Annotated in this window: 15 protein-coding genes; 10 read left to right on the top strand and 5 right to left on the bottom strand. The window is 66.2% G+C overall.

From position 1 onward, the window contains the following. Positions 1-118: 118 nt before the first annotated feature. The 10 genes from ACLQ3J_RS02680 to glpX all read left to right on the top strand — a co-directional run bounded on the left by ACLQ3J_RS02680 (position 119) and on the right by glpX (position 10,351). Complete coding sequence (locus tag ACLQ3J_RS02680) at positions 119-1,747, top strand: ammonium transporter (protein WP_296550767.1); 1,629 nt, start codon at positions 119-121, stop codon at positions 1,745-1,747. Between the two features lie 695 nt (positions 1,748-2,442). Beyond that, complete coding sequence (locus ACLQ3J_RS02675) at positions 2,443-2,748, top strand: urease subunit gamma (protein ID WP_169621845.1); 306 nt, start codon at positions 2,443-2,445, stop codon at positions 2,746-2,748. 1 nt (position 2,749) lies between these two features. Further along, positions 2,750-3,646 carry a sirohydrochlorin chelatase gene (locus ACLQ3J_RS02670; RefSeq protein WP_425902068.1) on the top strand — a complete coding sequence of 299 codons (897 nt, stop codon included), beginning with the start codon at positions 2,750-2,752 and terminating at the stop codon, positions 3,644-3,646. 61 nt (positions 3,647-3,707) lie between these two features. Beyond that, a complete protein-coding gene (gene ureB, locus ACLQ3J_RS02665) occupies positions 3,708-4,133 on the top strand; it encodes an urease subunit beta (protein WP_296550769.1) in 426 nt (141 codons plus the stop codon). Beyond that, positions 4,133-5,857, top strand: a complete 1,725-nt coding sequence (gene ureC / locus ACLQ3J_RS02660) for an urease subunit alpha (protein WP_169621841.1) — start codon at positions 4,133-4,135, stop codon at positions 5,855-5,857. The genes ureB and ureC overlap by 1 nt, the downstream gene beginning before the upstream one ends. Before the next feature lie 9 nt (positions 5,858-5,866). Continuing rightward, on the top strand, positions 5,867-6,559 hold the full coding sequence (locus ACLQ3J_RS02655; protein WP_425902067.1) for an urease accessory protein UreF: 693 nt from the start codon (positions 5,867-5,869) through the stop codon (positions 6,557-6,559). Between the two features lie 67 nt (positions 6,560-6,626). Continuing rightward, positions 6,627-7,259 carry an urease accessory protein UreG gene (gene ureG / locus ACLQ3J_RS02650; RefSeq protein WP_169621839.1) on the top strand — a complete coding sequence of 211 codons (633 nt, stop codon included), beginning with the start codon at positions 6,627-6,629 and terminating at the stop codon, positions 7,257-7,259. Continuing rightward, complete coding sequence (locus ACLQ3J_RS02645) at positions 7,259-8,320, top strand: urease accessory protein UreD (RefSeq protein ID WP_296550771.1); 1,062 nt, start codon at positions 7,259-7,261, stop codon at positions 8,318-8,320. Before ureG ends, ACLQ3J_RS02645 begins: the two co-directional genes overlap by 1 nt. Before the next feature lie 52 nt (positions 8,321-8,372). Then, complete coding sequence (locus ACLQ3J_RS02640; protein ID WP_425902066.1) at positions 8,373-9,296, top strand: urea transporter; 924 nt, start codon at positions 8,373-8,375, stop codon at positions 9,294-9,296. A gap of 44 nt (positions 9,297-9,340) precedes the next feature. Beyond that, entirely contained in the window at positions 9,341-10,351 is a 1,011-nt protein-coding gene (gene glpX, locus ACLQ3J_RS02635) for a class II fructose-bisphosphatase (protein WP_425902065.1), read from the top strand. 42 nt (positions 10,352-10,393) lie between these two features. Here the strand turns inward: glpX and crcB are convergent, their stop codons facing one another. The 5 genes from crcB to fmt form a co-directional block, all read right to left on the bottom strand. Continuing rightward, a complete protein-coding gene (gene crcB, locus ACLQ3J_RS02630) occupies positions 10,394-10,771 on the bottom strand; it encodes a fluoride efflux transporter CrcB (protein ID WP_169621833.1) in 378 nt (125 codons plus the stop codon). Then, complete coding sequence (locus tag ACLQ3J_RS02625; protein ID WP_169652149.1) at positions 10,768-11,217, bottom strand: fluoride efflux transporter FluC; 450 nt, start codon at positions 11,215-11,217, stop codon at positions 10,768-10,770. The genes crcB and ACLQ3J_RS02625 overlap by 4 nt, the downstream gene beginning before the upstream one ends. A 93-nt stretch (positions 11,218-11,310) precedes the next feature. Continuing rightward, positions 11,311-12,240, bottom strand: a complete 930-nt coding sequence (locus ACLQ3J_RS02620; RefSeq protein ID WP_296550773.1) for a 1-phosphofructokinase family hexose kinase — start codon at positions 12,238-12,240, stop codon at positions 11,311-11,313. A gap of 77 nt (positions 12,241-12,317) precedes the next feature. Beyond that, positions 12,318-13,763 (bottom strand): RsmB/NOP family class I SAM-dependent RNA methyltransferase, encoded by a 1,446-nt coding sequence (locus ACLQ3J_RS02615; RefSeq protein WP_425902063.1) that lies wholly within the window; start codon positions 13,761-13,763, stop codon positions 12,318-12,320. After that, on the bottom strand, positions 13,760-14,683 hold the full coding sequence (gene fmt / locus ACLQ3J_RS02610) for a methionyl-tRNA formyltransferase (protein ID WP_169621827.1): 924 nt from the start codon (positions 14,681-14,683) through the stop codon (positions 13,760-13,762). The genes ACLQ3J_RS02615 and fmt overlap by 4 nt, the downstream gene beginning before the upstream one ends. Between the last annotated feature and the right edge of the window lie 31 nt (positions 14,684-14,714).

The following is a 14,714-nucleotide window of genomic DNA, read 5'->3' as shown; positions in this document are numbered from 1 at the left end:
ACCATGCAGGGCGAAGCCCGCAGGCCCCATCTCCAGGTCGGCAGAAGTCCGAAATGCCTTGTTCAGCAGAGCCGTTCGCGACTGATCACACACCTCGCCCGAAAGCGCAGGCCCGTCGATGACCTCTACGACCTTGTCCCAAGACGTGATCAACACCGGTGACACCGCGTGGGTGCTGGTGTGCGCAGCCCTTGTGCTGTTCATGACACCGGGCCTGGCGTTCTTCTATGCCGGCATGGTGAGCAAGCGCAACACCCTCGTGATGTTGCAGCAGAATCTGATCGGGCTCGGCATCATCTCGCTCACCTGGTTCGCCTTCGGGTACAGCATCGCGTTCGGTAACGACCGAGGCAACGGGATCGTCGCCGATCTCGGATTCGTCGCACTCACCAACATCGACGACGCCCCCAAGCCGGACCTCCACGTGGTGACCGAAACCGTGGCGATCCCGACGCTGGCGTTCTTCGCGTATCAGTTGATGTTCGCGATCATCACCCCGGCGCTGGCCACCGGCGCAGTGGCCAATCGCCTCAAGGCCTTCGGGTGGGCAGTGTTCATCGCCATCTGGTCGGTGATCGTGTACGCACCCGTCGCGCACTGGTTGTGGGCCCCCACGGGATGGTTGACCAAGATGGGAGCGCAGGACTGGGCAGGTGGAATGGTTGTCCACGCGTCGGCGGGGGCTGCCGCACTCGGTCTGTTGATCGTCCTCGGGCGGCGCAAGGTGCGGCCCAACCGGGCACCCCTGCCGCACTCGGTCCCGTTGGTGATCGTGGGAGCGGGAATACTCTGGTTCGGCTGGTTCGGTTTCAACGCCGGTGACGGACTGCAGGCCAACGGAGTTGCCGCGCAGGCGTTGGTCAACACCCAGTTGGCGGGTGCCACTGCGATGCTTGTCTGGCTGGTGTTCGAGCGGTACCGGGAAGGCCATTCGACCGTGCTCGGCGCCGTGACCGGCGCGGTCGCCGGATTGGCGACCATCACTCCCGCCGCGGGTTATGTCAGCAGCTGGGCCGCGGTGGTCATCGGCGCCCTCGCCGGAGTGGTGTGCTACCTGGCACTCGGCCTGAAAAGGCTTCTGCACGTGGACGATGCGCTCGACGTGCTGGCGGTCCACTTCATCGGCGGCGTGTTCGGCACCCTGTGCGTCGGGTTCTTCGGAGAAGAAGCCATCAACTCGATCGGCCGAGACGGTCTGTTCCACGGTGGTGGATTGACACTGCTGGGTTATCAGGTCGTCGCACTGGCCTCGGTGATCGCCTACGCGCTGGTGCTCACCCTGGTGATCGCCTTCGCGATCGAGAAGACGATCGGACTTCGCGTCAGTGCCGAGGAAGAAGAACATCTCGACCTCAGCCAGCAGGGGATGAGCGCCTACCAGGAGGGCCCCACTCCCCCCGATCCCACGGCCGACGGGGCAACGGTTTCCGCGGCTCCGAAGCCGTTGGAGCCCGGGAACACGCTGTACCTGGTCACCGCGGTTCTCGACTCGGGTGGGGCCGCGGGCGTGGAACGGGAAGTGCTCGCCGCAGGTGCCCGCCGCGCGATGTTGTCCGAGGTATTCGTCACGACGGCTTCGTCGGTCGACCAGATGGTCCGAGGACAGAAACGAACCATGGATGTCACCCCACGGGTCCGCGCGGAAATCCTGACCCCTGCGGAGTCGCTGACCAGCGTGCGAAGCGCCCTGTCGGCGTTGGGCGACGACCTCGTCGAAATGACCGTCGTGCCGGTCGAGAGCGGATAGCACACCCGAGCAGTCGAGGGGCGTGCGGCGACTGTGCGCCGCACGCCTTATCGATGTCACGACCGGATTCGGCGATGATGTGTCCGCCGTCGAAGAACCACGACGCTGGTACGGAAATCCGGTCGGCCGTAATTCTGGACCTCGTGAAATACGTCCGGGCTTGCCGTTACCCGATACGGCGACCCGACCGCCGGCGGTCCACGCGCAATTCACCGACTCTCGCTCGTCTCCGAAACTGAACACACGACAAAGAATTGCGATCCGTCCGTTTCGGTCTTTGTTCCGTCCGGAAATTGTGCAGCCGATTCGCACCACCGAGTCGACCATTCTTCGGATCCGCCGAAATGCAGTCTTCCACGGATCCGGCACACGAAGCCTTTCGTTCCCCGGTGGAGGGTCGGAGCAGCAGACGCGCGTCACTACAGCGTCGGGCGCCACCCATGCAGGCTGAACGACTGCACATATGAATAGATATTCAATTCACGGACGACGACAACGACCGCTGTTCCTAATATCTGGAGGTTCGCCGGGTGTCGCCGCGCTTATCGGTCTCGGCGTCGGCGCTGCCGCGTCCGATGAAAAAACCAAAGGCCGAACTTCATTGCGGCTCCGGCGTATCGTCCGAGACAGCGAGCTCCGGCTCGTCGCCGGGAGATGCTCATCGAATCGGAACCTACGGCATTGCGGGAGCAGAAATGGATTTGACTCCACGAGAAATCGAAAAGCTTTACGTGTACCAGGTTGCAGAACTTGCACGCCGACGACGCGAACGGGGCACGAAGCTCAACGCCAGCGAGGCGACTGCGCTCATCAGCGAGGCGATCCTGGAAGGCGCTCGCGACGGACGCTCCGTTGCGGAAGTCATGGAGCTGGGAAGAACCATCGTCGCGGAGAAGGACTGCATGGGAGGCGTACGGGAACGCCTGCCGCTCTTGCAGGTCGAAGCGACGTTCGTCGACGGGAGCAAGCTGGTCTCCTGCCACGACCCGATCGGGAACTGACGTGGCCGAACCCGCCGGGAAAGACGCCACCACGATTCTGGTCGCGGGCCACGAAAGCGCCGAGGGCGCGGACGTGCGATACCTCGAGCAGGCTCGCAACCGGTGGTTCGTCACCCCGATCGGCCGGCCGCTCCACAATCTGCTCACCCGCCATCTGTCGTCCGGAGACGGCCCGATCGTGGTCGTTCCTATGACGATGGGGCGTAATCCGACCTTGGTGGCCGACACTGCCAAGACGGTGCGGTGGCTGGCAGCGGGCGCACCGGAACGTCTCGCGCTGGCGGCCCCGTTCGGCAGCTCTGACCATCTGATCTCGTGGCTGCGCCTGGCGGCCACGGGTATTCGGAGCCGCTCGTCCGACGCCGCGATGGTGATCCAGGCTCCTTCCTCCGACCCTTTCGACGAGGCGGAACTGCACCGCGTCGCGCACCTGGTGCGCACCCACGGAGCAGGCAACGTAGTGGAGGTTGCCACGACACACACCGACGACGATCTTGCCGACGTTCTGCAACGGCTGCGACGGCTCGGCCACCCACACGCCGTAGTCGTTCCGGCAGGCTTTCGCCGGGAGTCCCCTGTTCCTTTGGACGACAGCAGGTTTACCGGCTGTGAGTTCTACGGACCGTTGATGAGCGAACAGGCAGCGATCCGCATCATCGATGCGCGCATCCGCGACGCAGTGCACGAACTCGCCCACGGCCGTACCGGAGTCGAGTCCGGCCTGATGGCGGACCACGGCCACGGCTACGCCCATTCGCACGCTTTCGACGACTCGCCGGACAGCGCGCACGGCCACGGACACGGACACGGACACGAGCACGCAGATCGGAGCCGTCCCGGCGACGATCCCGGCACCGAACACAGCCACCGACACCCCGCTACCGCGTCTTCACACTGACCGGCAGATCGACCCGACGGCGCGCTGCAGCACGCAACCGCTCCGCGAGGAAGGAATCATCATGGTAGCCAAGCCCACATACGACCACAGCGAAGACGACATCGAGATCAACGCGGGGCGCCGCAGCGTCACCCTGCAGGTGAGCAACACCGGAGATCGTGCAATCCAGATCGGGTCCCATTTCCATTTCTTCGAGGTCAACAAGGCGCTGCTGTTCGATCGTGAACTCGCCTACGGAATGCACCTGGATCTGCCCTCCGGGCTGGGGGTGCGCGTCGAGGCCGGCGACACCCGCGAGGTGACCCTCGTCGCGTACGCCGGCAACCGCCACGTCATCGGCTTCAACAACCTCGTCGACGGCGGTCTGGACTCCGAGGGCACAAAGATCCGTGCCATGGCGCTCATGAAGGAACTCGAGTACCAGGACGGCACACCCCAGGCGCGAGAGAGCAAGAGCACCTCGAAGAAGAAGAAGGGCGCAAAGTAATGGCAATCATCTCGCGCAAGCAATACACGGACCTCTTCGGACCCACGACGGGTGACCGAGTCACCCTCGCCGACACGAACCTCGTCATCGAGATCGAAAAAGACTTCAACGAGGGCAACTACGGCGACGAGATCGTCTACGGCGGCGGCAAGACGGCGCGCGACGGAATGGGCGCCGACCCCCAGGGAACCGATGCCCAGGGAGTGCTGGACCTCGTCATCACGAACGCGATCATCCTCGATCCGGTGCTCGGCGTCCTCAAGGGCGATATCGGAGTACGGGACGGAAAGATCGCCGGTGTCGGCAAATCCGGCAACCCGCATCTTCAGAAGGGCGTCGATCCCCGACTCGTCGTCGGGCCGGGTACCGAACTCCTCGCCGGTGAACATTGCATCGCGACGGCGGGCGGCTTCGACTCCCACGTGCACTACATTTCCCCGCAACAGGGGGTGACGGCCCTGGCGAACGGAATCACCACCTTGTTCGGTGGCGGCACCGGACCGACGGACGGCACCAACGGTGTCACCACCACCCCCGGCGTCTGGAACCTCCACCGGATGCTCGAATCCGCCGAAGCCATGCCGGTCAACATGGGCTTCCTCGGAAAGGGGAACGGATCCCTGCCGGAGGCGCTCTGTGAGCAGATCGAGGCCGGCGCGGCAGGTCTGAAGGTGCACGAGGACTACGGCGCCACACCCGCCGCGATCAGCAACGCACTCGACGTCGCGGACCGCTACGACATCCAGATCTCCGTACACACCGACACCCTCAACGAGTCGGGCTTCGTCGAGAACACTCTGGATGCGATCGACGGCCGGACGATCCACACGTTCCACAGCGAGGGCGCCGGCGGCGGACACGCACCCGACCTCATCAAGGTCACGGGTCACCCGAACGTGCTGCCGTCCTCGACCAACCCGACGCTCCCCTACACGGCCAATTCGGTGGACGAACTGCTCGACATGGTGATGGTGTGCCACCACCTGTCGCACGACATCCCGGAAGACGTCGCATTTGCGGACTCCCGCGTGCGTGCCGAGACGATCTCCGCCGAAACGGTGTTCCACGACGAAGGCATCATCTCGATGGTGTCCTCCGATTCACAGGCCATGGGCCGTATCGGCGAGTCCTTCATGCGTGCGTTCCAGATCGCACACCACTGCAAGGACAAGCGCGGCAAGCTGCCGGAGGACTCACCGGACAACGACAACTTCCGCGTGCTGCGCTACCTGGCGAAAATCACCATCAACCCCGCGATCACCCAGGGCGTCTCGGACTACATCGGGTCGCTCGAAGAAGGGAAGATGGCCGACATCGTGCTGTGGCCGACGACGTCGTTCGCCGCCAAGCCCAAGGTGATCGTCAAAGGCGGCCTGATCAACTGGGGTCTGATGGGTGAACCGAACGCGTCGCTGCCCACGCCGCAGCCGGTGTACTACCGCCCGATGTTCGGTGCGCAGGGCAGGGCATTGCAGTCCACGAGAGCCACGTTCATGTCGAAGGCGGCGATCGCGAACGGTGTGCCCGAAAAGCTGGGGCTGGAGAGTCAGGTGCTGCCGGTGAAGAGGTGCCGCAACATCGGAAAGCAGCACATGGTGCGCAACACCGCCACCCCGGTCGTCGAAGTCGATCCCGAGACCTACGACGTCACGTACGACGGAAAACCGGCGGCGATCGATCCTGCGCAGACCCTCCCGCTCACGCAGATGTTCTTCCTGGCCTGAGGGGACACGGTGACGTCCGATATTCGCCAGTTGCTGACGAGTCTGCAGTTCTCGGACTCGGCGTTCCCGAGCGGCTTCTACACCATGTCGCACGGACTGGAGGGTTACAGTCAGGCCCGCCTCGTCGACCCCGGTGAGGTGCAGGACCTGTTGTGTTCGTTGCTCGTCCACACGGTCGGGCCCGGGGACGCGACAGCCCTCGCCGCCGCACATCGGGCGGCGGGGGTGGGCGACTGGGACCTCGTCGAGGAAATCGATCACCGCCTGTTCGCGTCCAAGTTGAATGCCGAGATGCGACGGGCGTCCGTACGCAGCGGTCACCAGCTCGCGGACCTTGCCGACGTGGTGCTCGGCAGCGACGCGCTGGACGAGTACCAACGGCGGGTGAAGGCGCGGGCCACGCCGGGATGCCAGCCGGTGGTGTCCGCTCTCATCTACTCGGCGACCGGCGTCGGAACGGGCATCGCGGTGGCCTCCGATCTCTCCGCATTCGCGGTGAGTTTCGTGGGCGCCGCGCTGCGCCTCCGGCTGACCGATCACCGGCAGGCGCAGGTGATTCTGCACGCCGTCGGCCCGGTGATCGAGCAGGTGGCACACGACGCCGCCGAACGTGACGTGCACGATCTCGGTGGCTTCGCACCGATGGCCGACATCATGTCCGCACAGCACGAACGGGCCGAGGCGCGCCTGTTCGCCAGTTGACCGCGCATACCGAAGAGCGGCCGGCCGACGTGCCGGCCCCGTGAAGATCCGAGGGGAACGAAAAACTATGGGTGACAATGCATTGAGGATCGGTATCGGGGGACCGGTGGGATCGGGGAAGACGGCACTGACCGAAGCGCTCGTGCCCCTGCTCATCGCAGCCGGACGCACTCCGGGTGTCATCACGAACGACATCTATACCCAGGAGGACGCGCAGCACGTCCGGCGCGAACTCGACGGGGTGCTCGACCCCGAACGGGTGGTGGGCGTCGAGACCGGCGCGTGCCCGCACACGGCCGTGCGCGACGACCCGACGATGAATCTCGCCGTCGGAGAGGAATTGCTGCAGCGATTCCCGGATATCGACACGCTGATCTACGAATCCGGTGGGGACAATCTCACTCTCACGTTCTCGCCCTCGCTGGCCGACGTCTTCGTGTTCGTCCTCGACACGGCGGAAGGTGAGAAGATGCCGCGTAAGCGGGGTCCGGGCATCACCGACAGCGACATCCTGGTGATCAACAAGATCGATATCGCACAGTATGTCCGGACGGATCTCGGCGTGATGGAGAGTGACGCCATCCGGGTACGCGATGGCGCCCCCGTCGTCCTCACCAACTCGCTCACCGGCGAAGGCTTGGACGTGCTCCTCGACCAGATCTTGTCGTTGTGGAACGGCGCACGGACCGAACTCGTCTGATGACGGCCGACATCTCGACGGGCAGGGCTCTCGATCCCGGGGCGGATCCGAACGCGCCCCGGGGCTTGGCACCCGTGAGCCCATTACCCGTCCGCCCGGTGCACCCCGGTGGATATCGGCTCCAGCCGGACTACTTCGAGCCCGTCCGGGTGCCGGCCGAAGTACTCCGGTATGCGGGCGGTGACTCGCCTCTCCCGGTCGGGAGCCCGGGCAAGGTCGGTATCCTCCAACTCGGTTTCGAGCACAACCACGACCGGGACCGCACCGAACTCGTGCAGCACTATCAGAAGTCACCGCTGCAGATCATGCGCCCGCTGTACTTCGATCCGTTGCGCCCCGATGTTCCGTACACGTACGTGATGTCCTCGGGCGGCGGCATTCTCCAGGCGGACAGGCTGCGCACCGATCTCACATTCGGGACAGGCACCTCGGCACACGTGACGACGCAGGCGCAAACCAGGGTGTACCGGATGGACTACGACTACGCGTCGTCCGTCACGAACATCTCGGTGGGGGCCGGTGCGTACACCGAGTACCTGCCCGAACCCGTGGTTCCGTTCGCCGGATCGCGCTTCTACCAGCACACCTCGGTGACGCTCGACGAATCGGCCACGCTCCTTCTCGGGGAGACCGTATATGCCGGACGGCTCGCCCGCGACGAGCGCCACAGGTACGAGGTCTACGCGTCCGACGTCGAAGTCCGGCGGCCCGGCGGACGCCTCGTGGCACTCGACCGGGTCCGGCTGTGTCCCGGCGAGGATCACGATTCCGCCGCGGCACCGAGTCTCGGCGTCCTGGCCGACCACGACATCCTCGCGATGTTGTACGTGTTCACTCCGCTGGTGCCGGTCGCCGTGCTCGCGGATCTGCTCCACGACGCGCTGGCCGCCACTCTGCCGGACGGCTTGTTCGGTGTGAGTGCGCTGCCGAACGACGCCGGCGTCTGGATGCGCTTGGTCGCCAACGATCCTGTCACGGTGGCCCGCGCCACTCACGCGGCGGCGGGAGCGGCTCACGAAGCACTCACGGGGTTCGCCGCTCCGGCGATCCGCAAGATGTAGGGGCGCTCGACGGTCACCGATCCATACCGGATGCACGGCGAAGGAGCTGGACATGACTACGGGAACTGCACCGCAGGATTCCATGGCCTCACCGCGCTCCTGGCTGGTGGGGTTCGGCCACGGTCCGTCACAGATCTATTTCCAGGCGAACATCTACACCTCGCTGCTCATCATGGTGGCCTTTCTCGTCGCCAGTTGGCAGATGGCAGTGCTGGTGGCGATCGCGTGTGTGGCACAAACCTTTACCGGGTGGGTCATCCGCACGAAAGCGTCCGACCTGATCTTCGGTATGCAAGGTTTCTCCGGGGCCCTGGTCGGCGCTGCGACCTTTGCCACCCTCGGCAGTCAGTGGTTCTCGTACCCCATCGCACTCGTCGGCGGGGCGCTTGCCGCACCGGTCACGTGGCTGGTCAATGCACTGTTCATGCGGACACCGCTGAAGATCTACGGACTCCCGTCGACGACGGCACCGTTCTGCATCGTGGCGACGATCATCCATTTCGGTTTCGAACGCTGGTGGGTCGAATCGTCGTCGATGACCATCGACTCGACCACGGTGGCGTTCTTCCGGTCGTTGCTGACCAACGTCTCGGAGGTGGTTCTGGTCGACAATGTCTGGGCCGGTGCCCTCATCCTCATCGGCCTGTTCATTGCGAATTGGAAGGTCGGTCTGGCGGGTTTGCTCGGTAGTGTCGTCGGCACGCTGTGTGCCCTCGCACTGGGCGAGAGCCTCACCGAGACAGGAAACGGTCTGAGCGGGTATTCCGGTGTGCTCACCGCGATCGCGCTCTCGGTGACCTTCTTGAAGGAGAGTGTTGTCTCCTGGGTCCTCGCGCTGATCGGCACCGTCGTCACCGCAGTCGTCACCCTGTGGATGCACGACCTCGGGGTTCCCACCTACACGTGGCCGTACATTCTCACCACGTGGGTGTTCCTGGTGATCGCGCACTACATTCCCTCTGCCGAGCGTCCCTGACGACAGCACGCGCAACGAACCGCGTTCGGAGGAGCATCCACGACATGAGCGCCACCGGAGAAGCGGGACCCCTGTTCCCGGACCGCAATCTCGCCTTGGAACTGGTCCGCGTGACGGAAGCCGGCGCACTGGCATCCGGCCGGTGGGTCGGACGCGGCGACAAAGAAGGCGGGGACGGTGCGGCGGTCGACGCGATGCGCATCATGCTGTCGACCGTGACCATGAGGGGCGTCGTCGTGATCGGCGAAGGCGAGAAGGACGAAGCACCGATGCTGTTCAACGGCGAGTTGGTCGGCGACGGCACCGGACCGGAGTGCGATTTCGCGGTCGACCCGGTAGAGGGCACCACACTGATGGCCGCCGGCGCGCCGAATTCGCTGAGCGTCGTGGCGGTAGCCGAGCGCGGGGCCATGTTCGACCCCTCGTCGGTGTTCTACATGAACAAGATCGCGGTGGGCCCGGACGCGGCAGACGCCGTGGACATCACCGCTCCGGTGTCCGAGAACATCTCGCGCGTCGCCGCCGCGCTCGGCACGTCGGTCGCGGACCTGACCGTGGCCGTGCTCGACCGGCCGCGTCACACCGAACTGGTCGACCGGATCCGCCGGGCCGGCGCGCGGGTGCGGTTGCTGCCGGACGGGGACGTCGCCGCGGCCATTGCCGCTGCGCGTCCCACCTCCGGTATCGATATGGCGATGGGCATAGGCGGCACACCGGAAGGCATCCTCGCGGCAGCGGCGGTGCGGTGCCTGGGAGGAACGATTCAAGCGCAACTGACTCCCCGGGACGCCGGCGAACGCGGGCAGATTCAGGCCGCGGGGCACGATACCGATCGGGTCCTCCACACGACGGACCTGGTCGGCGGCGCGAACGTGTTCTTCGCCGCCACGGGAGTCACCGACGGGCCGCTGTTGCGTGGCGTGCGGTACTTCGGCGGAAACCGCGCGGGCACTCAATCGATCGTGATGCGCAGCAAGTCCGGCACCGTCCGGATCATCGAGGCCGAGCACCGACTGGATTTTCCCGGTCCCCACAGCGAGGCCGCACGGACGTGAACCGGAGCAACGGACCGGGGCGCTCCCCCGGCGAACTCGGATTCAGATCGACGTGCCGATCCACAACCCGATTCCTGCGGCGGCGAGGGCCAGCACCAGCATCACCACACCGCTGATGAACGAATCCCCGTATCGGCGCTCCTTGATCAGTTGCACCGTCTCGTAACTCGCCGTACTGAATGTGGTGTATCCACCGAGGAATCCGGTTCCGATGACATAGCTGGCGTCGGTGGAGACGAGATGCTCGACCGTGAGTCCCGTGAGGAATCCCAGGACGAGCGATCCCGACACGTTGATGATGGTCGTCGCCCACGCGAACTTCGTCTTCATGTGTGCACGGATGAAACCGTCCAGGACGAAGCGCACGACTGCTCCGACCCCACCCGCGATACTCAGCGTGATGAAGATGAGCGGCGTCACGATGTCATCCCTCCCCCGGCGGGCGGCGTCATGCGCGCGTTGACGCTACTGGCAACCGCAATTCCCGCCCAGGTGGCGCACGCACCGACGATCAGTGTCCCGACCACGTACACCACGCCCTGCCAGATGTATCCGTCCCGGAAGAGCACCGCCGTGTCGGTCGCAAGCGAACTGTAAGTGGTGAAACCGCCGCAGAATCCGGTTCCCAGAAGGAGCTTCAGATTCTTCCCCGTGGGCTTCGCGCTGTCGATCCGGGTGACGGCTTCGTACAGATAGCCGAGGAGAAATGCACCGACGATGTTCACGACGGCGATCGCGATCGGGACTTCGCCGAGTTTCGGGATAGCCAGCGAAACGCCTTCGCGGCTGCCGGCCCCGAACAGGCCTCCGATCGCTACCAGTCCGATCGAGGCCCATTGCAGATAGGCGGGCCGCCCGTTACTCATTCCCGCGCTCCCGCATGTCGGGTGCGCGAGGACTTCGGCCGAAGATCCATCCTCCCAGGCTAACCGAGCGAGCCGGGTACCACGGCGCTTTGCCTACGTGCTCCGGGCGACCGCGTCGAACCGATCGATGTCCTCACGACGGCATACGCGGCTTCCGGCGGTCAACAGCGCTGCGGTGCCGCACGCGACACCCAGCGCCAGCGCGTCGCGCAGCGTGCGTTCCTGCAGTAGTCCGACGACGAGTCCGGCGACCATGCTGTCACCGGCACCCACGGCGCTCCGTACCTCCACCTCCAGCGCGGGCACCTCGACGGCGTCGTCGGCGGTGACCATGATCGCGCCGTCGGGGCCCAGCGACACCACCACAATCTCTGCGACCCCGCGCTCGACCAGTTCGCGCGAGGCCTCGATCCGGTCGTCCGTGCCGGGCAGGTCACGGCCGACCCACTCGCACAGTTCGCCCAGCGACGGCTTGACGAGGAACACCCCGGACTCGATGCTCGCCAGAGCCTCTCCCGACGAGTCGAGCACGAAGCGCGCCCCGGCGGCGTGGGCGACTTCCGCGACCCGGTGGACGAACGCCCCGGAGACGCCGGGCGGGAAGCTGCCGCTGGCCACGAGATACTGTGCGCCCTGGGCTGCTTCGGTGAGCACCGCCAGGCAACGCTCCTGTTCGTCGCGAGTCAGGTCCGGCCCCGGTGTGACGAACCGGTATTCGTGCCCGGTCTTGCGGTCGATCGCGGTGAAGCATTCGCGGGTGTCGTCGACGATGGGCACGACATACGCGTCGACGTGGTCGTCGTCGAGCAGCCCGCTCATCTGCCGGCCCCGTGCGCCACCTACCGGGAACACCGCTCCCGCCGACGCACCGAGCACACGCGCGACCTTGGCGACGTTGATGCCTCCACCCCCCGCGTCGTAGAACGGCTCCTCGCACCGGAGCTTGCGGGTGGGTACGACTTCCTCGGCGAAGGTGGTGACATCGAGGGCAGGATTCATGGTCAGCGTGACGATATCGGGCATACCGAAACCCTAGCCGTGCGACAGGACACCCGACGGGTCCGGCAGAGTCCTCGTACGTGTTGTCCCGTCGGGATGTCTCAGTCGCGCGGTTTGCGCAGAGCCGCCATGAACATCGCGTCCGTGCCGTGCCGGTGCGTCCACAACTGCACACCCGGTCCGTCACCGAGTTTCGGCACACCCGGGAGGAGTTCCCTCGTGTCGAGTTGTTCGACCCCGTACCGGCGGACCGCGTCGGACACCACCCCGACGGTCTCCGAGACGTGCGGCGAGCAGGTGGAATACAACACCACGCCACCGGGACGCAGCAGACCGATCGCCGCGCCGAGAAGCTCTTTCTGCAGTTTGACGAGGTCGGCCACATCTTCGGGCCTACGGCGCCAGCGCGACTCGGGCCGGCGACGCAGCGACCCGAGTCCGGTGCAGGGTGCATCGACCAGGATCCGGTCGTACCCGGGCTCGAGACCCGAGTCGCGGCCGTCCGCGACATGCACGACCACGGGGAGATCACGCGCGGTCTTGCGGACCAGGTCGGCGCGGTGCTCGACGGGTTCGACCGCATCCACCGAGAATCCGTCCAGCGCGGCGAGTGCGCCGAGCAGTGCCGCCTTGCCACCGGGTCCGGCGCACAGATCGAGCCAGCGCCCCGTGTCCTCGCCGAGCAGCGGAGCCAGCGTGAGCGCTCGTGCGACGAGCTGGCTGCCTTCGTCCTGCACCGCGGCCATGCCCTCGCGGACCGGCTCGAGCCGACCGGGATCGCCGTGTTCGATGTGCACCGCGTACGGCGACCACGGACCGATCTCGCCGCCGGTCACGAGTGCAAGCTCCTCAGCGGTGATCACACCGGGCCGGGCGACAAGATGCACGATCGGACGGGCGTCGTCGGCCGCGAGCACGTCGGCGAGTTCCCCTGCGTCGGCACCGAGGGAATGCACGAATGCCTGGGCGATCCACAGCGGGTGCGCGTACCGGAACGCCAGGTGCCCCACCGGGTCGCGCTCGGGGTCGGGTGCGAGCAGGTCGATCCACTCGTCCTCGGTTCGTTCCCCCACTCGCCTCAGCACGGCATTGACGAATCCTGCTCGGCCCGAACCGAATTCGGTGCGGACGAGGTCGACGCTGGTCGTCACGGCGGCGTGCGGGGCGACCCTGGTCCGTAACAACTGATAGGTGCCCAGCCGCAGCACGTCGAGCAGCGCGCCGTCGATCTCGTCGACGGGACGGTTGGCGGCATCGGCGATGACGGCGTCGAGCAGTCCCTGCGCGCGTGCCGCCCCGTAGGTGAGTTCGGTGGCCAGCGCCGCGTCACGAGAGTCCAGTTTGCGTTCGCGAAGGAGGGCCGGCAGCACCAGATTGGCGTAGGCATCGCGCTCGCGGACCGCGCGCAGTACGTCCCGCGCCGCGGTGCGAGCCGGATCCACCGCCGACTGGGTGGGACGGCGAGTCTGCCGTGGGGCGGTGTTGCGCCCGGTATGTCCGCCCGGCTTCTGCCCTGAACGCCGGGCCGGTTTGCGAGCTTCACTCATTGCGCACGTACTTTCGAGTCGAGTCGGGCGCCGCGCGCCCAATCTGCTGCTGCCATCGGTTTCTTGCCGGGGGGCTGAACGGTGCCGAGCCGCACCGCGGTGGACCCTGTCCCGACGAGCAGACCGTTCTTGAGGACCGCGAGTTCGCCGGGGTCGAGCGTCTCGTCGACGGGGGTCACCGGCCCGAGCTTGACTCGCAGGTCGCCGATCATGGTCCACGCGCCCGGCGCCGGGGTGACCGCGCGGACGTGGCGGTCGACCACGTGCGCAGGCCGCGTCCAGTCGACCCGTGCGGCGTCCACGGTGACCTTCGGGGCGTGGGAAACACCCTCGGCGGGTTGCGGCGCGGGAACGAGGATGCCGTCCTCGAGACCGTCGAGCGTCGATTCGAGCAGCGTTGCACCGGCCTCCGCGAGACGACCCAGCAGATCACCGGCGGTGTCGGTGGGCCGGATCATCTCGGTCACCACGCCGTACACCGGGCCCGTGTCGAGACCGGCTTCGAGCCGGAACGTGCTGGCTCCGGTGATCTCGTCACCCGCGGCGATCGCGGCTTGCACCGGTGCTGCTCCGCGCCATGCGGGGAGCAGAGAGAAGTGCAGGTTCACCCAGCCGTACCGGGGGATCTCCAGCACGGCGGGCGGGATCAACGCTCCGTATGCGACGACGGGGCAGCAATCGGGCTGGAGTTCGGTGAGACGGGCGATGAATTCGGGGTCGCGAGGTGCCTGCGGAGCAAGCACCTCGATACCGTGCTCGTCGGCGACCTGCCCCACTTCGGATCGGACCGCCTTCCGGCCGCGACCGGCGGTGGTGTCGGGCCGCGTCACGACCGCGACGACCTCGTGGCGGGGCGAGGCGATGAGCCGCCGCAGTGCCGGCACTGCGGGGCCGGGAGTACCTGCGAACACCACCCGCATGTCAGAGCACCGCCGGTGCGGGTGGGCGCAC

It is taken from the genome of Rhodococcus sp. DT1 (assembly GCF_049844875.1).
Lineage (GTDB): Bacteria > Actinomycetota > Actinomycetes > Mycobacteriales > Mycobacteriaceae > Rhodococcus.
Note: the sequence above shows the minus strand (reverse complement) of the source record. Positions and strands in the feature narration are given on the sequence as shown.